Annotated in this window: 18 protein-coding genes; 7 read left to right on the forward strand and 11 right to left on the reverse strand. The window is 35.5% G+C overall.

What is annotated here, in order from left to right; all coding sequences use genetic code 11:
- Positions 1-8: 8 nt before the first annotated feature.
- Positions 9-809, forward strand: a complete 801-nt coding sequence (locus CH364_RS00680) for a M15 family metallopeptidase (RefSeq protein WP_244280378.1) — start codon at positions 9-11, stop codon at positions 807-809.
- Here the strand turns inward: CH364_RS00680 and galE are convergent.
- On the reverse strand, positions 804-1,772 hold the full coding sequence (gene galE, locus CH364_RS00685) for a UDP-glucose 4-epimerase GalE (protein WP_100741717.1): 969 nt from the start codon (positions 1,770-1,772) through the stop codon (positions 804-806). The two genes, CH364_RS00680 and galE, sit on opposite strands and share 6 nt — an antisense overlap.
- Entirely contained in the window at positions 1,769-2,575 is an 807-nt protein-coding gene (gene lpxA / locus CH364_RS00690) for an acyl-ACP--UDP-N-acetylglucosamine O-acyltransferase (RefSeq protein ID WP_100741718.1), read from the reverse strand. Before lpxA ends, galE begins: the two co-directional genes overlap by 4 nt.
- Positions 2,576-2,718: 143 nt before the next feature.
- On the opposite strand from lpxA, the gene CH364_RS00695 reads away from it, so the two are divergent.
- Positions 2,719-3,027 (forward strand): Hpt domain-containing protein, encoded by a 309-nt coding sequence (locus CH364_RS00695; RefSeq protein ID WP_100743328.1) that lies wholly within the window; start codon positions 2,719-2,721, stop codon positions 3,025-3,027.
- Positions 3,028-3,033: 6 nt separating this feature from the next.
- On the opposite strand, the gene CH364_RS00700 is transcribed toward CH364_RS00695, so the two are convergent.
- A complete protein-coding gene (locus tag CH364_RS00700) occupies positions 3,034-4,416 on the reverse strand; it encodes a DUF6938 domain-containing protein (RefSeq protein ID WP_244280380.1) in 1,383 nt (460 codons plus the stop codon).
- Positions 4,417-4,520: 104 nt separating this feature from the next.
- On the opposite strand from CH364_RS00700, the gene CH364_RS00705 reads away from it, so the two are divergent.
- From CH364_RS00705 to CH364_RS00725, 5 genes are all read left to right on the forward strand, one after another.
- Entirely contained in the window at positions 4,521-5,702 is a 1,182-nt protein-coding gene (locus CH364_RS00705) for an acetyl-CoA C-acetyltransferase (RefSeq protein ID WP_100741720.1), read from the forward strand.
- Between the two features lie 216 nt (positions 5,703-5,918).
- Positions 5,919-8,984 carry a peptidase domain-containing ABC transporter gene (locus CH364_RS00710; RefSeq protein ID WP_100741721.1) on the forward strand — a complete coding sequence of 1,022 codons (3,066 nt, stop codon included), beginning with the start codon at positions 5,919-5,921 and terminating at the stop codon, positions 8,982-8,984.
- The gene (locus CH364_RS00715) at positions 8,977-10,080 is read left to right on the forward strand and encodes a beta-barrel domain-containing protein (protein ID WP_100741722.1); all 1,104 of its coding nucleotides are present in this window, start codon (positions 8,977-8,979) and stop codon (positions 10,078-10,080) included. The genes CH364_RS00710 and CH364_RS00715 overlap by 8 nt, the downstream gene beginning before the upstream one ends.
- A 2-nt stretch (positions 10,081-10,082) precedes the next feature.
- Positions 10,083-13,148, forward strand: a complete 3,066-nt coding sequence (locus tag CH364_RS00720; protein ID WP_100741723.1) for an ATP-binding cassette domain-containing protein — start codon at positions 10,083-10,085, stop codon at positions 13,146-13,148.
- Between the two features lie 17 nt (positions 13,149-13,165).
- Entirely contained in the window at positions 13,166-14,515 is a 1,350-nt protein-coding gene (locus CH364_RS00725) for a TolC family protein (protein WP_423790143.1), read from the forward strand.
- On the opposite strand, the gene CH364_RS00730 is transcribed toward CH364_RS00725, so the two are convergent.
- The 8 genes from CH364_RS00730 to CH364_RS00765 form a co-directional block, all read right to left on the reverse strand.
- The gene (locus CH364_RS00730; protein ID WP_100741724.1) at positions 14,512-14,874 is read right to left on the reverse strand and encodes a hypothetical protein; all 363 of its coding nucleotides are present in this window, start codon (positions 14,872-14,874) and stop codon (positions 14,512-14,514) included. The genes CH364_RS00725 and CH364_RS00730 overlap by 4 nt on opposite strands.
- Positions 14,844-15,419: an LBF_2127 family putative lipoprotein gene (locus CH364_RS00735; protein ID WP_100741725.1), complete on the reverse strand. Its 576-nt coding sequence runs from the start codon at positions 15,417-15,419 to the stop codon at positions 14,844-14,846. The genes CH364_RS00730 and CH364_RS00735 overlap by 31 nt, the downstream gene beginning before the upstream one ends.
- A 41-nt stretch (positions 15,420-15,460) precedes the next feature.
- A complete protein-coding gene (locus tag CH364_RS00740; RefSeq protein ID WP_100741726.1) occupies positions 15,461-16,759 on the reverse strand; it encodes a DUF2079 domain-containing protein in 1,299 nt (432 codons plus the stop codon).
- A 2-nt stretch (positions 16,760-16,761) separates the two neighbouring features.
- Positions 16,762-18,324 (reverse strand): NAD(P)/FAD-dependent oxidoreductase, encoded by a 1,563-nt coding sequence (locus CH364_RS00745; protein ID WP_100741727.1) that lies wholly within the window; start codon positions 18,322-18,324, stop codon positions 16,762-16,764.
- Between the two features lie 80 nt (positions 18,325-18,404).
- The gene (locus CH364_RS00750; RefSeq protein ID WP_100741728.1) at positions 18,405-19,010 is read right to left on the reverse strand and encodes an FMN-binding negative transcriptional regulator; all 606 of its coding nucleotides are present in this window, start codon (positions 19,008-19,010) and stop codon (positions 18,405-18,407) included.
- Between the two features lie 19 nt (positions 19,011-19,029).
- Positions 19,030-19,479, reverse strand: a complete 450-nt coding sequence (locus CH364_RS00755; protein WP_100741729.1) for a GNAT family N-acetyltransferase — start codon at positions 19,477-19,479, stop codon at positions 19,030-19,032.
- Positions 19,469-19,876 carry a hypothetical protein gene (locus tag CH364_RS00760; RefSeq protein ID WP_100741730.1) on the reverse strand — a complete coding sequence of 136 codons (408 nt, stop codon included), beginning with the start codon at positions 19,874-19,876 and terminating at the stop codon, positions 19,469-19,471. The genes CH364_RS00755 and CH364_RS00760 overlap by 11 nt, the downstream gene beginning before the upstream one ends.
- Before the next feature lies 1 nt (position 19,877).
- Positions 19,878-20,375 (reverse strand): DinB family protein, encoded by a 498-nt coding sequence (locus tag CH364_RS00765; RefSeq protein ID WP_100741731.1) that lies wholly within the window; start codon positions 20,373-20,375, stop codon positions 19,878-19,880.
- Between the last annotated feature and the right edge of the window lie 16 nt (positions 20,376-20,391).

The following is a 20,391-nucleotide window of genomic DNA, read 5'->3' on the forward strand; positions in this document are numbered from 1 at the left end:
AAATTTTAATGAACTTAACTATGTTCCGAACTAAGTATATTTCCTTTTTATTAGTTTCATTATTTTTGGTCTGTGGTGAAAAACCTGTTAAACCTTCCCAATCAGATTTATATTTAGGAATTGAAAAAACGTCTTATTTGACTGGTAAATTTAATTCTCCTGGTCCATTAGCGCCTGTTATCTTGGAAGATAACGAAAGGGAACATTTCCTTCGCCCAGATGTCAAAAAAGCTCTCCATCAAATGATAAATGATTTTGAAGATTCTAAACCAGCTTCTTACAAACAACATATCTTTTTGGTTTCTTCATTCCGTAATTTTAGCCATCAAAAAGGAATTTGGGAATCCAAGTTTACTGGTAAAAAAGTAATGCGATCTCCAATTAAAGGAAAAACGGCAGATGAGATTGTCGGATTGATTTTGGAATTTTCAAGTGCTCCAGGAACTTCTCGACACCACTGGGGAACCGATTTTGATATCAATGCTTTGGACAATTCATATTTTGAAGAAAATGGAAAAGGTAAAATTCTATATGATTGGCTGAAACAAAATGCTTCTAAATATGGGTTTTGCCAACCTTACAATCGTTTATCAACAAGAAATAATAAAGGATACCAAGAAGAAAAGTGGCATTGGTCTTATGCCCCTATATCCAATCAATTAACGAAAGAATGGATCAAAGGGTATTCAGCAGGTGAGATTCAATTGGCTGGAAGTTTTTTAGGAGCTGACGTACTCGGCGACCGGGCTTTGGATTATGTAAGTTCCATAAACCCGGATTGTGAAAAAATTAAAAGTCCTACTTTATAAGTTTTTATAAAGATTCCACATACTTGAGAGAAGGGTTTCCGCATCGCTGTGTACTGGTTTCCAATTTAAAAGTTCTCTTGCTTTTGCTGAAGATGCCAAAAGTTTTGCAGGGTCTCCCATTCGCCTTGGACCTGTTTTGTGGGAAATTTTTTTTCCCACTACTTTTTCAGAAAGGTCAGCCATTTCTTTGACTGAATATCCAGATTCCGATCCTAAATTAACCGTTAAACTTTCGTTTTTTGACATGATGTAGTTTAGTGCCAATACATGGGCTTTGGCTAAATCTGAAACATGGATATAGTCACGAACACAAGTTCCATCGTCGGTTTCATAATCAGTTCCAAAAATTTCATATCCGTTGCGAATTCCAGAAGCTGCTTCCATGATGATGGGCAATAAATTGGCAGGAGTTTTTTCTATCCCTTTGATTCTACCTTTTGGATCATAACCTGCTGCATTGAAATAACGCAATCTAGCTGATTTTAATCCTTTGAGTTTATCAAACCATTCCAGGTTTTCTTCTATACATAACTTTGTATAACCGTAGTAGTTTTCAGGATTTAAAGGATGGTTTTCATCGATAGGAAGGTATTTTGGTGCTCCATATACTGCTGCTGAAGAAGAAAAAACAAAATACTTACAATCATATTTTACCATTGCATCTAACAAGGTAAAGGATCCATTTAAGTTGTTCATTGTATACTTAAGTGGATCCGTCATGGATTCACCGGCAGCCTTCCATGCGGCAAAATGAAATACGGCATCTATTTTTTTTGCAAATGTTTGTTTTAATACTTCGGGATTTTGAATTTCCCCTTTGATGAATTCGTTTCCAGGAAACAAATTGGCTTCGTTTCCTTTTTCCATATCATCAACAACAAGGATCTCATGGCCAAGTTCCATTAGTTCTAACACAATATGGCTTCCAATGTAACCGGCTCCCCCGGTAACGAGAACTCTCATTCTTCGTCAGATCCACCTGAAACAAAACGGTGATCGACTACTCCGCGTTTGCTTGTTTCAAAGAATTCAATGATTTTTTTAACTTCAGGGGCTGGGTTTGGATCTTTTTTCAATTCAGTCAGAGCTTGTTTGGTATTAAGGCCACTGTGGTAAATGATTTTGTAAACACGTTTGATTGCCAACCGAACATCTGCAGAAATTCCTGCGCGTTTCATACCGACAACGTTCAAACTAACGACTGCTCCAGGATGTCCGTCTACAGTTGCATAAGGAGGAACATCTTTTACTACTTTTGTCAGTCCAGCTAACATAGCATAATCAGAAACCCTGACAAATTGATGAACTCCAACAGAACCGGAAATAAAAACCTTATCGCCAATGACAACATGGCCTGCAAGCATCGTGTTTTGGACGATAATGTTGTGATCACCAACAATCACATCATGAGCAAGGTGAACATTTCCCATAAGATAGTTATTATGTCCTAAGGTTGTAGCTTTTCCTTCTACGGTTCCTCTGTGTAAAATGACATTTTCGCGAAAATGATTATGGTCACCGATTTCCAAATAAGTCTTTGTTTCCGGTTTGAAGGCTAAATCTTGAGGTAATCCGCCGTAACTTCCCCCTGAAGACAGTTTGTTGAACTTACCAATCCGTGTCCCAGATAGGATTTTGACATGGGATTCAATGACGGTTCCTTCTCCGATTTTGACATCTTTCTCAATGATACAAAACGGTCCTACTTCTACGGACTCATGGAGTTCCGCCTTCGGATCGATGATGGCAGTGGGGTGAATTTTCATAGTGTTTTACAAAAAAAACCAATTCCTAGGTCATGCAAATGATTTTTTAAAATGTAATTTACACGCTTTTGTGCGTCTGTTTTCTTTTGGTAGGGTGGTGTAACTTGCTTATTGATTGGTTGCGAATTGAATCTTTAGTGGATATGAACGATCCAGAGGACCGAGCCTGGTTAAAAGAGATGATCACCTCTCTTTTAGAAAATATGGCAACTCGGATTGAAAATCTAAATCGTCTTTTGGTCTCCAAAGAACCAAAGGACCTTCAGGCAGAGTTACACCAAATCAAAGGTGTGGCCGCAAATTTTGGATTGGCAGCTCTTTCCGAGGTTGTGGTCAAAGCGGAAGGTTTTGCAAAAACTGGCGAGATAGAATCTTCTGTCGAAGAAGGAAAAAAAATCGCTGCGATTTGGGAATCTACCAGACAAGAATTAGAAAAAAAGTTTTCTACTTAATCTGAATTAACTTGCGGTTGCCATTTCAACAGCCGCCTTGCTTCCGTTATAAATTCCTTCTAAAGTATTCCTAATCACAGACTCGTTCATTCTGAGTAATAAATCATCTGATTCAGTAAAAATATGTACGAGTTCTTTTGCGTGCGTTGCTTCTCTACATTCCACTGTTCCTTCACCAAGTTCTAAGGAGCGAATCACTGAAGCCGCTTCATGATCTCCCACTCTGCGAATAAAAAGTTTAGGAACAGGATAAAATGCAAGTTCCGATGGTTTTGTGATAAGAACATCAGAAACACGAATCAATCTTTCAGTAGCTGAAAAAGCTTCTGTATGGGTTGGAAAATGAAATACTACAACTGGTGGATTGTTTTCATGATCTTCAGAACGTAAAGGATGACGTTTGATAAATTGAATTAAATCTTCCCAAGTATTGATTGATAAGTAAGGAATTTTTTGAACAATCAAATATTCTTCTATGGCTTTTAATACTTTTGTATGATCTCCAGTATTAATCCAAAAGACTGCTTTTTTGTTCTGTAGGTGTTTTTTAGAAAGCCTTATTAAATCTAAAACATATCCTTTTTGTGCACCAGCCCCACCGATGGGGATAAGAAACCTTCTACATTTTTTTGCATCAATTCTTCGAACACGATTTTCACTATCTGTCACTGCATTTGTCACAATGTCCTCAGAAACCCAATGTCCAGCCACAGCAATGTTCTCTTTCGGAACTCCCATTTGGATGAATTTGGAATATGCTGAAGGAGATTGGACTAAGTTGAGTGCACCCGGAACTAATAAATAATATTGAGGGTAGTTATCACAAACAAGATGGATCGTTTTTTGAAATCCTGAGGTTACGGCAATCTGACCATTTAACGGGTATGTGGTGATGATAGGGGACTCTGTTGGGATTCCATTCATGAGTCCCTTGTAAAGTTCTGCCAATTGGTTTGAAAGTTCTAAGGAAGTGAGATTTCCTTGAGACATAAGCTGCCCCCAAAGCCATTCGGCTGGACCACCAATTTCAGCACTCAGTCTTGAAAAATAACTGTAACCCGAATCAATGTCGGCTATTGCTGTGGCCTCCGGAGATTTGATGGCAAGTAGGTCATGTAAGTAGGTGGGAATTTGTTTTTTTAAAGAAAAAGAATAAACAGAAAGAGCCATCCGGTGGTGGCCATATCCCATACGAATGGTTCCCACAACCAATCGTTTTTGGAGAGGTTCGTTGCCTTTGTCTGAGATGAGGTCTAAACCTGGATAAAGAGGAGAAGGGGAAGAGAATAAAGGAACGGTTGTATTGCCTATGGAATAACGTTTTTGGAGGATTCCGCGAATGAGACCTGCGGTTTGTTTGGATAAAAAGCCGGTTTCCAGGCCGAACATGGGTTCTCGATTCATGTGGGAAGTCTATCTATCTTCGATTCCCTTTCAAGTGAAATTTCAATTCTTAGCTGACAGGTGACTAAATTTGACCATTCCTGGTATCTATGGAACAAGTATATATATTGGGCGGACTCAGATCCGCATTCGGTAGTTTTGGCGGAACTCTCAAAGATATGAGTGCCGTAGACCTTGGAGTCGAAGTCTCCAAAGCCGCACTTCTAAAAACCGGTGTGGATCCTTCTCTCATCGAAGAAAGTATTTTTGGGAATGTTATTCCTACAGGAAAAGATGGAATCTATTTAGCACGACATATTGGTTTGAAATCTGGAGTTCCGATAGCAAGCCCGGCACTCACACTCAACAGACTTTGTGGTTCTGGTATGGAGGCTGTCATCCAAGCTGCCAAAAAAATTATGTTGGGAGAAGCACATACAGTTCTCGCTGGTGGTGTTGAATCAATGAGTAACGCGCCTTATGTGGTACGTAATGCAAGATTTGGTGTCCGTTATGGAAATTCTGAATTTGAGGATTCATTGGCCACTGGTTTGACAGACATATATGTTGAACTACCAATGGGAATGACTGCAGAAAATTTATCTGACCAATATAAAATTTCTAGAGAAGAACAAGATCTTTGGGCTGCGACTTCTCAAGAAAGAGCAGAAGAAGCAACAAACAAAGGTATCTTAAAAGATGAGATCCATCCAATTACGATTAGCGGAAAAAATCCAATCGTATTCGATAAAGATGAATTCATTAAAGGAAAGGCTGGTGCTACAAAATTAGCCACATTGAAACCTGCTTTCAAAAAAGATGGAACAGTCACTGCAGGAAATGCATCTGGTATCAACGATGGTGCTTCTGCATTGATTGTGGCTTCTGCTTCCCAAGCAAAAAAATTAGGAAAAGAACCTTTGGCCATTGTGAAATCATGGGGACATGCTGGCTGTGATCCTGCAAAGATGGGAATTGGACCTGCTATTGCAATCCCTGCTGCTTTACAAAAAGCAGGACTCAGTTTAAAAGACATCGGTCTTTTTGAAGTCAACGAAGCATTTGCTGCGCAATATTTGGCAGTCCAAAAAGAACTGGGACTTGATCCTAAAATTACCAATGTGAATGGTGGTGCCGTTGCGATCGGACATCCACTCGGAGCATCTGGAAACCGCGTCACATTGACATTGGCTTTGGAAATGCAAAGACGAGGAGTTAAATACGGTGTCGCCTCACTTTGTATTGGTGGTGGACAAGGGATTGCGATCGTTTTAGAAAACCCGAAAGCATAACCTTCTAGAATAAAAAAACTTCAGAATTGTTTGATTGCCTCTTTCCCCGGCAGCGATTTCTGCCAGGTGGAAGGAGGACTTCTTGGAAGTAAAAAACCAATATCTGCTTAGGACTCAGTCGATTTTCGTCGATGTTAGTAGTAATGTATGGATTTGGACTCCTCTTTGAAATCGCGTTTCCTAGAGCTTCAAATCCTCATTGTAGCGAATCATTAAATGCAATCGGAAGTTAGGCGAAATCTTGAAAAAATTCGAACCGTATTTCGCAGTAATTACTTACTTGCGGAATTGGATGAAACGGAAAGAGAAAATCTTTTGCCTTTCATTGAGGTACGTTTTGTTCGATTAGGGCAACACTTAATCAAAGCCAACCAAATGCCTGATTATATCCATTTTGTCTTAACGGGCAGATTTGGAATGAAACAAAACAAACAAGACCTAAATTTAGGTAGGTATGCTTTTGTTGAGGTTGGTGAATCGATTGGAGAAAGAATTACACTTACAAAAACTCCATCAAAACATGATTATTATGCTTTAGAGCCTTCAATAGTTTTATTACTTCCTACAACTCGTTTTTTAAAGTTAGTTGAATCTCATCCCGAGATTGCTGAAAAGGCAAAACGTCGAGAGGAAGAACAAGAAAAATTCCATTACGTTCGTAAACTTAGTTTCTTCGATGAATTATCGCCTGAAGAAATCAAACTCATCCTTAAGTCCATTCAGTTGGTAAAAGTTGGGCAGGGAGATTTTATATTTTCCGAAGGGGAAGAAGGAGATGCTGCTTATATTGTTAGATCTGGAAAAATTCAGATTAGGACAGAAAATCCAAGGAAAATAATCTCCATTATGCGTTCGGGAGATATTCTCGGTGAAATAGCCATCTTCAAACAACAGAAACGTTTAGCAAGTGCCGTTGCTTCAGAGGATTCTGATCTATATAAAATACCCGGTGCTGTTTTTCGTAAGGTCATCGGTGTTGAAAAAGGAAACAAGTTAGAAGAAATAGTTCAATCGCGGTTGTTACGTTATTCAACATACAAAGCAAAAGAAAAAGAAGAAAATACAATCCGGCCATTTGTATCCAAACGTTTTGAAATGCGAAAGGCCACCAAAAAAATCTACATAGAACAAGTGACAACTGACCAACTAACTTTAGTTGGATTAGTTTGCTCTGAATTGGCGTTAAGAGCATTTGATAAACCTTTGCCGACCAATTGGAAAATTAGAATAAAAAATGAATTAAATAGAAATATTGTTCCTGGAATTTTTGAATTAGCGATCGAATTAGAAAAACTTGGGTTTTTAACAAAACAACAACACCTCTCAACAGAACAACTTGCTGAATTGGAAAATCCAGTTTTTATAACTGATGATGAAAGTGTTCCTTGTCTCTTGTACTTATATGATAAAGATTTAGATGCGGTTCTCATCTCACATCCAATCAAGGGAGTGTATGAACTTTCTATATCTCAATTTTTAAATATTTGGGATGGGGTGATACTTCAATTTTCACCTGCGCCAGCAACTATGTCAGCTGATGTCAGTTTGATTAGTTTTTTTAAAGAACTTCGATTGTTGTTTAGTCCTCAAAAAAGTGAAATCCGTTGGATATTGGTAGCTACAGTTTTTTCCGCATTATTGACTTTATCTTTACCGTATTTGATTCGTCAGGTGGTGGATCAGGTATTAGTTTTTTCAGACAGGAATTTTTTATTTACATTAGTGATTGGTGTGGCGCTTGCAATATTTTTCCAAACCTTGTTTTCTCTTTTCCGGAATTTGATTGCAATTGGACTCATGCAAAGTTTGGAATACAATTATTTTGTTCGATTTTTTCAACACATATTGAACTTAACCTTACCTGAATTTAGAAAATTTGAAACAGGAGATTTCACACAAAGGCTAAAAGAAAACCAACGAATACTCGAAATTACACAAAGATCAGGGCTATTTTTGATTTTGGATTTGGTAACTTTGCCAATTTATCTTTTTATTTTATTTCGTTTAGATAATAGCCTTACCTTCGTTGGGTTGTTCTTTTTAATTATATATTCATTGTTTGTTGTTCGTTCCAGTGCAAAAATTAAAAAATTACAAAAACATAGTTTTGAATCTAAAAAGAAAACTACTTCTTTTTTTCTGTCGTTATTTGCAGGAATGCCACTGATTAAATCAGCCGCTATGGAAAGTCGATACCTGTCAAAGGGACTCAATGAAATTGCAAGAACCATTCTCACAAATCTAAGAGTTGGGAAACGGGTCCATATTCTAGAATTGGTGAGTAAGTTTTTTGAACAGATTGGTTTAATTTCTGTCATTGCGTTTGGAGTGAGTGATGTTTTAGATGAAACACTTTCACTTGGAAGTTTTTTGGCATTTCTGGTTCTGTATTCTCTTCTAATGGAACCTATTGTTCGACTATGCCATTTGTATGAAGACTTAAGTGAACTTAGAGAGTCAAGAATGCGACTCACAGAAATATATTCTTTACCTGGAGAAGTTGTCAGCCAACGTCCGTTTGGCGAATTACCAAGGTTAACAGGAAAAATTACTTTAGATCATATTAGTTTTCGTTATTCAGAAACAAGTCCCGATATTCTTTCTGATATTAATTTGGAAATTGAAGCAGGAGAAAAAATAGCCATCGTAGGGAGGAGTGGATGCGGAAAATCAACGTTAATGAGAGTTATGATGGGTACACTTTCACCGAGTAAAGGAAAAGTTTTTGTTGATTCCTTTGACCTCTCTACTTTAGACCCAGAAGAAGTTAGAATTCAATTTGGGGCTGTTGAACAAAATCCAATTTTGTTTTCTGGTACTATTGCAGAAAATTTATCTAAAAAAAATCCATCCTTAAACAAAGAATCACTACTTGCTGGAGCAAAGTTAGCCTCTGTTGATTTATTTGTTGATCGGTTCCCAATGAAGTACGAAACAAAAATTGGAGAGTCTGGAATTGGACTTTCCGGTGGCCAGAGACAAAGGTTAGCTATTGCAAGAGCATTAGTTACAAATCCAAGTATTTTGTTTTTGGATGAACCTACTTCAGCATTAGATTCAGAAACGGAATCACATATTCAGTCTCAATGGGAAACTGTATTCCAAGATAGAACTGTCATTCAAATCTCACATAGACTTCATAGTACAGTTAGTGCTGATAAAATTATTGTGTTAGATGAAGGTCGTATTGTTGAGATGGGAACTCATGCTGAGTTAATTACTACAAAAGGGTTTTATTACCATTTGTTCCCAACTTTAAGCGAAGGGGATAAAGATGTTTAAAAAATTCAAAAACATAAAAGAAACAGATTCAAATTGGGAATCAAGACATTCTGCATCTTATTATGATGAGTTATTAAAACATCCTGCACCAAATTGGGAACGAAAGGGTATTTATCTAATTTCCGTATTCTTTGTATGTTTTATTCTTTTTTTAGTTTTTGGAAGAGTAGATGTTGTGGTGCAAGCATCAGGATCCATCCGACCCAAGGGGAATTACCATGTGGTGGAAGCATTAGAAACGGGTACACTTACAAATTTATACGTAAAGTCTGGCGATTTTCTTAAAAAAGGAGATCCCATTATGGAGTTAGAGTTTTCAGAACAACAAATTGAATTATCGAAAGATTCCAATAACTTAGATTATGAAGAAAAAAAGTTACAACGTTTGGTTCGAAATAAAAGGGAAGCAGAAAAAATATTAAAAAATTTAGCTAATAATTTGGAAAACAATTCTGGCTCTTCTTTGTCAGGCGGTGTTTTAAATAAATTTGTAAGTTTAAAAAAAGCGTATATGGATTTTCAAAATGGCGTTGGTGCAAAATTCATCTACGATCAAAGTTTATTAGAGTTTAATGAAGAGTTTGGAAATTTAAAAGATGAAATCCAAAGGGAAGAAAATATCATTTCAAGTCTTCGAGGTGACACAAAGTTAAAAAGGGAAAGAGTTGCTAATGCCATTATTAGAATGCCATTTTCTGGAATCATTGGTGAACTTTCTGTTAACAACGTTGGGCAAAACATTATACGAGGACAAACAGTAGCTTCCTTGATGGAGGAAGGCCAACCATTAGAAGCCATTGTTGAAGTTAGCAGTAAAGACATTGGTGCAGTTCGTATTGGTTTATCTTCTGTTATTAAAGTCAAAGCATTCCATCAAAATGATTTTGGTGTCGTAGAAGGAACTGTTTCTCAAATCATTCCAAATACAAAAGAAAAGGATTCATTTTCTGTAGTTTTAGTTTTAGGTACACAGGACTTAAACCAAGACGGTAAAGAATTTCAATTGTTCCCAGGCTTAAAGGTTATTGCAGATATTGTCATTGATCGGAAAAGTATTTATCAAATTTTATTTCGTTATGCGGATCCTAGGAATTAATTTTGAAGAAAAATACAAAAGAGATTCCTGCTTCTATAGCCGAGGATGAGTTTTTATCAAAGCTTTCACTTACAGATTTAAAAAAGTTTCTTGGTTCATTTGAATTTAGATCATTTGTTGCAAATGATCGTGTTGGTGGAAACGAACATGAACCAACTCCTATCCTCATTGTTGAAACTGGAAGAATACAAGTTAAATTAAAAATTAATGAAAAAGAACTTTTAATTAAAACTTTAACAGAAGGTTCCTTTTATGGAATTTCAGAGTTTACCTCCGATTCGTTGAAGAAACAACTTTTCCAAGTGGAAGAGAATTCAAAGGTACGTGTATTATCGCCATTTCAATTTCTAAAATTTATTGAGTCGGATAAAACAAGAAAACAGTTATGGAATGAATACAAAGAAAACGTTCAACTCCGAGATGAACTTAGAATTCATCCATATTTTAGAAAATTATCAAATTTAGAAATCCAAGATATCGCCAAGGTACTAGTAAAAAGAAAAATTAATTCTGGGCAAATTCTAATGAAGGAAGGAAGTAAAAGTTCTTCTTTGTTCTTTATTCGATCTGGTCGATTTAAAGTCACCAAATCTACATGGCAAAAAGATTATTTTTCATTCGTAGAAGCCGGCTCCGTGTTAGGTGAGATGGGGGTTTTGGAAAAGAAGGCAAGGAACGCAACAGTTACTGCAGTAGAAGAAAGTTTTGTTTATGAACTTTCTTCGAAAGATGCCATCAACTTTTTTAAAAAATCGGAAAGTTTATTAATTACAATTCGCTCGATTATGAGTGAAAGAAAGTTAAATTTAGGTGATGGTTCGGAAGAAGATAAGTTTGAAACTTCAACAATTTATGAAGCAGACAAATTTCATTTTTTACCCAAACTTAAATTTTCTCCACCACTTAGAAATCAATTACGATTTCCTTTTTTGTTCCAAGATGGCAAATCACAATCTGGTGATGTATGTCGTAAAATGATATTCCGTTATTGGGGATATTCATTTGCAGATTACGATGCTGATCCAGCATTTCCTGACTTTGATCCTGACATCCGGCCTAAACACTGGAAAAGTAGTTTTGGAGAAGAGAAGGGTGATTGTTATTTTGTAAATTGGAAAGAACATGAATTGGAATTAATTAACATTCCAACCATTGGATTTATTGAAAATTCGAGATACGTTATCGTAAAGTCGATAGAAAAAAAGAAAGTGGTCATTTTAGATCCTGAGTTCGGTGAAGTAAACCTGTCGCGAGATGAGTGGGAACAGAAATCATCGAATGTAGTGATTTATTTTATTCCAAAAGAAAAGCCAGATCAAAAATGGGAATGGAAGAATAAATTCTTTTCTGGGTTAGCTGAATATTTTTTACCGGCGATCAAATATTTAAAAGCAGGCATTATTGCCAGTTTTGTGATTAAAGGTTTAGAAGTTTTTATTCCCTTAGTTAACTTGTATTTGATTGATGCAGTTTTGTTACAGGAAAATAAAGAGTTCTTTTTTCCAGTAATTATTACTGTTGTTTTACTTACTTTTTCTCAATCGTTTCTTGCGTATTTCAGATCCAATGTGATTTTTTTTACTAGCAATCGCGTAAATCAAACCATTGCAATTCGATTTTTAGTGAAACTAATTTCATTGCCAATTTCCTTTTTCGAAAGAAACAGAAAAGGAGAGATTTTAAATCGATGGGAAGAAATAGAATCAGTAATTTTATTTTTTTCAGATCAAGGAGCAATGAAATTTTTTGATTTAATTTTCAGTTCCTTTGTCTTTATTATATTTCTTTTTCTTTCACCTGTATTACTGATCATTATTGGATTTTTGATTTTACCTGAGATGCTAATCCTCCGTGCGTTGACACCGAAGGTCATAGAAGAAACAAAAAAAGAATCATTAAAAAAATCAGAAACTTTAAGTTACTTTATCGAAACAATTAATGGTTTTGAGACAATTAAAAATTTGGGTGCTACTTATTCGCATCGTTGGGATTTTGAAAAGCGACTTACGACTCAATTAAATTCAGAGGGTAAAAAGTTATTTTATTCCAATTTACTTTTTACAAATACCGAATTTTTTAAACAAATTACAGTTGTGATTGTCATGTTAGTTGGAAGTATTTTGATACTAAATGATAAAATGACTTTGGGCACTCTTTATGCTATTATTGGGCTTGTGGCTTATATACGAAATCCTATTGTTTCTTTATATACTGATTTTTTAAAATTTCAAAAAGCCAACGTATCTTGGAATAGGCTTCGTAGTTTTGAATCTCTAGATAGTGAGATTACTGACCGTGATAACTTATTCAAAGTTGATTTACCTGAAGTGAAAGGTAACATCGAGTTTAGCAATTTAAGTTTTTCGTATGATAGTCAAAAACCTGACGCTGGAATTCGAAATTTAAAAATTAAAATCCAGGCAGGCAAAAAAGTAGCTTTTGTCGGAAGGAGCGGTAGCGGGAAATCTACGATTTTAAAATTAATTCTAGGTTTATACAATCCGCAAGAAGGGGAAATCATCATTGATGATGTTTCTTTGGATGAGATTTGGTTGCCGAGTTTACGAACAAAAATTGGAGTTTTATTTCAAGAGAATCCTTTGATAGCAGGAACAGTAAGGGAAAATATATCGATTACAAAACCAGAAGCAACTCTCAGCGAAGTAGTTGATGCCGCAAAACTAGCTTGTATCCACGATGATATCGTTAAACTCCCGCTTGGTTATGATACGGAAATTTCTGAGCGTGGATTTATTTTTTCTGGCGGGCAAAAACAGAGAGTTTCACTGGCTCGTTTGTTTTTACAAAAGCCAAGTTTATTATTGTTGGATGAGCCAACAGCTTCCTTGGATAAAGAAACGGAAGCCAGAATTCTGTCTCATATCAATTCAGTGTTTGCAAATTCCACAATAGTTACCGTTGCTCATCGATTGGATACAATTCGAAATTATGATCAAATTTTTGTCTTGGAGAGAGGTAAATTGGAGGGAAAAGGAACGCACAAAGAGTTACTTTCTAAGAGCGGAATTTACCAATTACTTCATTCCAAACAGGAAGCAATCCGATAATTGAAATAGTGTTTCGTTTGATTCGAATTATCTTTCTATTTTTTTTCTCCATTAGCCCGGTGATTCAGTTATGGTCGGAGACTGTGGATTTTTATGACTTACCAAAGTTAGTTGGTGAAAAGTCATATGAATTAAAATTGAAGGAAATGGAGATTGAACGAAAAAAAGTTGATATTGATTCAAAAAATTTACGTTATTTACCTGCAGTCAATTTAGAACATTCCCCTTTTTTCGAAGCTTTAAGAGGAGACGGATACAACAGAAAAGGTTGGAGCACATCGTTAAATCTAAATTGGAATTTTCAAGACCAAGGAAATACGGTTCTAACCAACATGATTTTGGAATTGGAATACGAACGTTTGTTGTTAGAATATCGTGCGTTATACCAAAAAGAATTATTTGACCAAGCTTTTCAATATGCAGAAACTTTAAAACTTTTGGCTTTTTATAATTACGATTTTTCCAACGAATCAGATGCGGATAAACAATTTCAAACTGTTCAGAAACTTTATAAACAAGGAATTGAATCTTACTTAGTCACACAGAACTCTAAGGTAGATTATTTCTTTTACAAATACAATGCCATTAAATCAAGGTTAGACCAACAAAAAAGTCAGTCCATATTTAGAAGAAAGTTTTTACTAAAAGACGTTTCGTTAAAACAGATTCCTGAACGAGAATATAAGATTCTACCTTTAGAAACAACTCTTTCAGAATATGAAAAGAATCTAACAGAATTGAATTTTGATATTATTTTGACCATCAACCAGGTAAAAATTTTAGAAGTTCAAAAGTTGGTTCGGTTTAATGAGCTTTGGGTGCCTGATTTTTTTGTAAATGTTTACAACCAATCAAGTCGTGAATCATTTTCTGGATTAAGTGGGACTTGGGCAAACTCTATGGAGGTTTATGATTATAGTCGCAATGATTTTAGTCGGTATGCAAGGTCATCCGATGCCGATTTTAATGTAGGTGGAAATTTTGGATTTAAATTCCCTTTATTCAATCGATGGTTATCAAAAAACGAATATGATAAATCTAAAGTTGAAATTAAGTTAGCAAAGTCTCACTCTCAATTTTTAAAAGAAAATACAGGATTGTATTTATTTGAATTAATCCAGCAACATAACAACTTAGTTGAATTGTATGATATTTCCCGGGAAAGTAAACGGATTGCCGAAGAAAATTATCAAATTATGGAAAAAGCATACAAAACTGGTTCTGCGTCTATTATTGAGTTACAAACGGTTGATAGGCGACTGCGCGATGTAATGCGAAATGAAATCCAAAACCGATATGATTTAATCCAACTCAGGTTACAAATTGGTCTGCTTTTGGGTGATACAATGAAATTTTTGAATTTTTAAAGATCTGTAGGGCGAGCTCTATTTTCTTCTAAGTTCATTGTTCCAATTCCACATCTTTCTGTTTTCCATTGGCTGAGTATTTCATCTGATTTCACTTTGTTTTTATAATGAATATATGGCGTACTAAGAATTGGTAAGAGAAAAATAGGAGAAAATGCTGAGTTGAGTAAAGATAGTGTGACCACAAGTCCGATGGTCAAAGTATTTTCATCGAATACTTCTGTAACTTGCCTCTTGGTTTGGTAGTAATAAGCCAAACATTCATCAGTATGGTTTGCAGGATTGAAAGGAATGCTAACGCAACCAACAAAACTTAAGAGATTTAAAGCTATAATGATTCGGATAAATTTTGGATACATGTTCTAACAGCTTCTAAGTTTGTTTCTTCAATCATGCGATGGAAGTTTCTTACTTTATAGAGTCCATATAAAAATTCAGAAGATTTTCCATTTTTGGAAACTGTTTCTTCTTTAACTATTGATTTGTTTTTGTATAACTTATATTTAAAATCAACTGTATATTCTGCTTCTCTATACTGAATTGGCCAGATTCCGGTAAAGGGCCACAATGCTGGCCAAGTATACCACCAATTGTATTTGTCTTGGAAATTTGTTTTCATTTCTATATCGATCGTATAATATTCTGACATGGTTTTTGGATCGAGTTCCGTAACTACATTTTGAAAAATTCCAGATGAGCTTAGGTGACCTTTAAAAGCCATTCTCCATGCATCTGTATAGACACCACGATCTGCCGATAAAATTTCAAATTTTCCAATCACTAAAGGTAAGTTAGTTTGTGTTCGATTTATATTTCCATTCGGAGAAGGGGGAGGTACCTGGCGTAAGTCGACAGAACAATGAATGAATAAAAAGAAAAAAAGAACATTAGCTATGGGTTTCATTTTTCAGATGTTTAGAATAAGTAGTTTGGGAGATGAATCAATCAATTTTCTTTACGTTTAAAAATTTGTATATGGTTTTTAATCGTCTCTTTCCATTCGTATCCGCTGGGTATTGCAAAGATTTTCGGTTGTGTGGGAAATTGATAGAAAACAAGATATTCTGCTGAAGGAATTTGGTTCGGTAAAAACAAAGTAACAGTAGTTCGGTTAGAAAAGTATTGTGGAACATTAGAAACAATGGACTTTTCTTTTAATAAACTTCGCATGGTTTGGTAATCTGCTTTGGAATTTCCTGGGTTCATAAATTCCTTTCTATATGAATAAGATTTTGAGAAAGGTCCAAAAAATAAAAATAAGATAATAGAACTAACTAAGGAAATATAACCAAAGTATTGTTTGAATTTTAAATGATTGTTTTCAATACTTTCTATAAAACTCAGCACAATGATGGGAATTGCAATGAAACTATGGTGGGTGAATGGAGTTTTGTTTACTTCAAAAGAGGAAAAGAGAGAATAAAAAAAATATGGTAATAAACAAAACAAAAGTTTATTTCTGAACTGTAAGAATAGAAACGGCAGGTTTAAGAATAAAAATAGATAAGGGAACAAATGTAGATTTTGTAATGCACCAATTGGATTTTGATAACGTTCCAAATGTGTTGGCATAGGATGAGTCGCTGTTGCATTTTGCATTTTACTTAAGAGAATGATCGAAAAAATAAAATAAAGTAACGAAAAAGTACCTATAAATATACTTTCTTTTTGATTTGAGCTGTATTTTACGAATGCAAACACAATCCAAACTAAGGCACATTCTTCTTTTACGAGTAGGCTCAAAATAAAAAATAGAATCCAAAATTTTGATTTTTGTTTCCAACAATAGTAAAATAAGAAAAAAAGTGGAATCCATAATACTTCAGGATGGAAGTCAAAAATTTGAATCCAATAAATTGGAAGAAATAAGGAATAAACCAAGGGATAAACCCATTGGTAGGAAGGTTCATTTTTATAAAATGGAACTACTAAAATTGGGATACTCAATACAAGTGCTTGGAATATGAGTAAACTTTCAACATAGGGAAAAAAATAGTATAACAGAGATAAGGGGTAAATATACCAATTGATATGATCGGCAAAATAATGGTGAACGTTACCATCAACACCAAGAGAAGTGATTGCCTTTCCCAAATGAACTAAATTAAATAATAAATTTTCAAATAGGCCGATGTCTACTCCCGCACCCATATGTTGGTAACGAAAAATAGATCTTTCCGAAAGAAAATAAAAAACCACCGACCATAAAATTAAGGAAGGCAGGTGGTAACGAACTGATTTCATTTTTATTTTGTAAAACTTCCAGTGAGAGCAGCTTCTGCACATTTCATTCCATCGATGGCAGCTGAAACAATTCCTCCTGCATACCCAGCACCTTCTCCGCAAGGAAACAATCCTTTGATTTGAATGTGTTCTAATGTTTCTGGATTTCTGGGAATTTGAATGGGGGAAGATGTACGTGTTTCTGGCGCATGGATGATAGCTTCATTAGTGAAGTATCCTTTCATTGATGATTCAAATTCTTGAAATCCCTTTTTTAAGGAATCGGCTATGAGCGGAGGAAGTAACTCTGATAAGGATACAGAAACAAGTCCTGGTGTATAGGATGTTTTGGGAAGTTCACTTGATATTTTGTTTTGTGTAAAATCAACCATTCGTTGCGCAGGGGCTTTTTGTGTTCCGCCATTCATAACAAAAGCTCTTTGTTCAATTGAAGATTGGTACTGCAGAGCAGAAAAAACTCCATAGGATTCAAATAGTTTAAAATCATCAAATCGAAGTTCTACGACAATTCCAGAATTTGCAGTGGGACGAGAACGTTCAGCACTTGACCAACCGTTGGTAACAACTTCTCCCGGTTTTGTGGCACAAGGAGCAATTACGCCACCTGGACACATACAAAAACTATAAACGCCTCTGCCATTGATTTGTTTGACAAGAGAATATTCTGAAGCAGGTAAAAGAGGATTTTTGACATCACAATGGTATTGGATGGAATCAATTAAACTTTGGGGATGTTCTACTCGCACACCAATGGCAAGAGGTTTGGTTTGGATTTGAATTCCTTTTTCATAAAGAAGTTGGAACATCTCTCTACCAGAATGACCAGTGGCAATGATTACGTTTTTTGCCATCCACTTATCGCCAGATGCGGATTTCACACCTGTTATGGAATTTCCAGAGAGAATCAAATCTGTGATCCTAGTTTTGAAATGAATTTCGCCTCCTGCGGAAAGAATACATTCTCTGATATTTTGAATAATACGTGGGAGTTTGTTAGTTCCAATATGAGGATGTGCGTCAACTAATATTTGTTTTGTGGCACCAAAAGTAACCAGAAATTCTAGAACCTTCCGGATATTTCCTCTTTTTTTGGATCTGGTATAAAGTTTTCCATCCGAATATGTTCCTGCTCCTCCTTCCCCAAAACAATAATTGGAATCTTCATTGACGATGTGATGTACATTGATCCCTCGCAAGTCTTCCACTCGTTCTTTGACATTTTTCCCACGCTCTAAGATGATCGGTTTTTTTCCTAACTCTAGGACTCGTAAGGCGGCAAAGAGTCCGGCAGGCCCCGCGCCAATGATAATTACTGGTTCTTCTAAACTTACATTTGGAAAATGTGGAATAGGATATTCTAGGGGAATAAAGTCTTCCTTTATATAAACATCCAATCTTAGTTGAAAAACTACATTTTTTTGTCTGGCATCAATAGACCGAGAAGTACATTCAATATGTTTGATATCGGCTTTTGGAATTTTGTTTTGTTTGGATATAAACTGCAACAAATGATCTGGATTTGATGCAATCTCCGGAGTGACTCTTACGTTTAGTTCTAGTTTCAAGGTTAAATTCGTTATCTATATTTCCAAATTAAACAATCATAGAAAAAGACGAGGATACTTACAAAGTTTGGATTGTAAGATTATTGAATTAGGTTTTTTCTCATTAAAGATGCAATCGCTTTTTCATTTTCGCCGGGCAGCAAATCTAGATTTGCAATCACAAGATTCCGGCGTTCTACTGAATGGTTTTGGCTGAGTTTTTGTTTGCCTTCAATGTGAGTGATTTTGATTTCAAAAGGAACAATTCCTTTTTTTAATCCTTCGATATAATTGTTATCAACTGAATTGATTTGGTACTTAGAGTCTTTGGATTCGAAGCGTTTGACTAAGGATTCCAAACTCTCATGGATTTTTTTTTGATCTTCCACGATATTTAGGATTCCCTTTACATGGACAGCCGTGAAATTCCAAGTAGGGACTGCTCTTTCTGTTTCGTACCACGTTGGAGAGATATAACAGTGTGGACCGGAAAAAATACAAAGGACTTCTTTTCCAAAACTTTCTTTTTGTGGGTTTGGTTTTGCGAAATGACCAACTAAACTTTGTTTGTCCTCAGAAAGCAGAAGAGGTAAATGTGTCGCTTCCAGTCCATTTTTCGATTCTGATACTAAGATCGAAAAAGGATTTTCTTCGATGGATTTGTAAATAAATTCGGTTTCCATTAAAAAATGTTCTGGAATGTACATGATATGACTCTCCTAAAAATTAAATAGACTTCCAGAAATATGTCAAAAATTCCGTTTCTTGTTCAAAGCCTTCCTTTGTATACAGAGCCCTGGCTTCTTTGTTGTGAGTAGAAGTGGATAGTTCCAATCCTTTTCCAGAATTTGATTTGGTAAAAGATTTTGCCTCTGCAATCAATTGTTTGGCGATCCCTTGATTACGGAATTTATTTTTTACAAATAGATCATTTAAGATATAAGATCGTTGCATGGAAATGGAAGAAAAAACAGGATACAGTTGAGTAAATCCAGCAATCTCTCCACTTCCTAGATCTTCCGCTAGAAAAATTATGGATTGGGCATGTTCCATTCTGTCTTGCAGAAAACGAGTTGCACCAGTTAGGTTAGTGGATTGTCCATAAAATTGTCTATATTCATCGAATACAGGAGAAATTTTGGAAATGTCTTTATAGTTAGCTTGTCTAATTTTCATATTTTGGCACTAGTGAGAAACAAATTACGGTTAAAAAGGTTGTTACCGGTGTTGCCAGTAAAGTTTCTAAATCGGTAACGGCAACTAGATTCCCAATTGTATTCAGTAAAAAAATAATTCCCACAAATCCAAAAACAATCCGAATCCAGAGTGGCACCAAACGTTGGTTTACGTATCGGATGTATAAAAAACTTACCCATAAAAAGAAGCCGTTTACGAGAAGAGAAACGGATTCCATCACATACATTTCTTCAACACTACTGAGTCTTCCTCCCCAAAGGTATTGGTGAGGGATAATTTGTAATAGTGCAGTGATGTGGAAGATCATTGTTATGGAAAATAAAACGATTAAGATTTTACTTGCTATGATCCTTGTTTTTTGGGACGGATTCCACATATTATTTTCCTTTTGTTTGGAGGTAATAGACATAATCTATTTCTGGGGAATTACCACCTAGCATTGTAATGGCGGAGGTAATTTGTCCTCGGTGGTGCGTTCTATGGTTAAAATTGTGTTGGATCACATCACAAAAAATAAGTTCAGCTTCAAATCCTCTCATGGTTTTGTATCGAAAGTTTGTTTCCCAAATAGAATTGTCGAGCCCAGTTAACCAAAAATTCCATAATTCTAAACGTTCGACCATTCGACTTTTTAATGTTTGACGGTCGCTTTCGATTTCTTCACTTAAAGATGTCGGAATATATATTTCGCCAATCAAACGCGAATACCATACCTTTTCAACAATTAGCAAATGGTTTAACGTTCCATGGATGGACTTAAAAAACAAACCTACATCTTTTTTGTAATCTTCATCCGAAAGGAGGTCGACGGAGTCATACAAAAGTTTTGTGGCCCAGATATGATAAGCATTGTTTCTTAAGAAAAAATCTTTCATAGAGAATGATTTTTCC

Origin of the sequence: Leptospira harrisiae (assembly GCF_002811945.1) — a bacterium.
In the GTDB taxonomy this organism is placed as follows: Bacteria; Spirochaetota; Leptospiria; order Leptospirales; family Leptospiraceae; genus Leptospira_A; species Leptospira_A harrisiae.

What these genes read in the sequence shown, in the direction of transcription:
- CH364_RS00755 (WP_100741729.1), bottom strand. Translation starts at nt 19,479, where the DNA reads ATGAAAATTAGACAAGCTAACTATAAAGACATTTCCAAAATTTCTCCT.
- lpxA (WP_100741718.1), bottom strand. Translation starts at nt 2,575, where the DNA reads ATGAAAATTCACCCCACTGCCATCATCGATCCGAAGGCGGAACTCCAT.
- CH364_RS00740 (WP_100741726.1), bottom strand. Translation starts at nt 16,759, where the DNA reads ATGAAATCAGTTCGTTACCACCTGCCTTCCTTAATTTTATGGTCGGTG.
- CH364_RS00735 (WP_100741725.1), bottom strand. Translation starts at nt 15,419, where the DNA reads ATGAAACCCATAGCTAATGTTCTTTTTTTCTTTTTATTCATTCATTGT.
- CH364_RS00680 (WP_244280378.1), top strand. Translation starts at nt 9, where the DNA reads ATGAACTTAACTATGTTCCGAACTAAGTATATTTCCTTTTTATTAGTT.
- CH364_RS00760 (WP_100741730.1), bottom strand. Translation starts at nt 19,876, where the DNA reads ATGTGGAATCCGTCCCAAAAAACAAGGATCATAGCAAGTAAAATCTTA.
- CH364_RS00705 (WP_100741720.1), top strand. Translation starts at nt 4,521, where the DNA reads ATGGAACAAGTATATATATTGGGCGGACTCAGATCCGCATTCGGTAGT.
- CH364_RS00730 (WP_100741724.1), bottom strand. Translation starts at nt 14,874, where the DNA reads ATGTATCCAAAATTTATCCGAATCATTATAGCTTTAAATCTCTTAAGT.
- CH364_RS00700 (WP_244280380.1), bottom strand. Translation starts at nt 4,416, where the DNA reads ATGTTCGGCCTGGAAACCGGCTTTTTATCCAAACAAACCGCAGGTCTC.
- CH364_RS00715 (WP_100741722.1), top strand. Translation starts at nt 8,977, where the DNA reads ATGTTTAAAAAATTCAAAAACATAAAAGAAACAGATTCAAATTGGGAA.
- CH364_RS00765 (WP_100741731.1), bottom strand. Translation starts at nt 20,375, where the DNA reads ATGAAAGATTTTTTCTTAAGAAACAATGCTTATCATATCTGGGCCACA.
- CH364_RS00695 (WP_100743328.1), top strand. Translation starts at nt 2,719, where the DNA reads ATGAACGATCCAGAGGACCGAGCCTGGTTAAAAGAGATGATCACCTCT.
- CH364_RS00750 (WP_100741728.1), bottom strand. Translation starts at nt 19,010, where the DNA reads ATGTACATTCCAGAACATTTTTTAATGGAAACCGAATTTATTTACAAA.
- CH364_RS00710 (WP_100741721.1), top strand. Translation starts at nt 5,919, where the DNA reads ATGCAATCGGAAGTTAGGCGAAATCTTGAAAAAATTCGAACCGTATTT.
- galE (WP_100741717.1), bottom strand. Translation starts at nt 1,772, where the DNA reads ATGAGAGTTCTCGTTACCGGGGGAGCCGGTTACATTGGAAGCCATATT.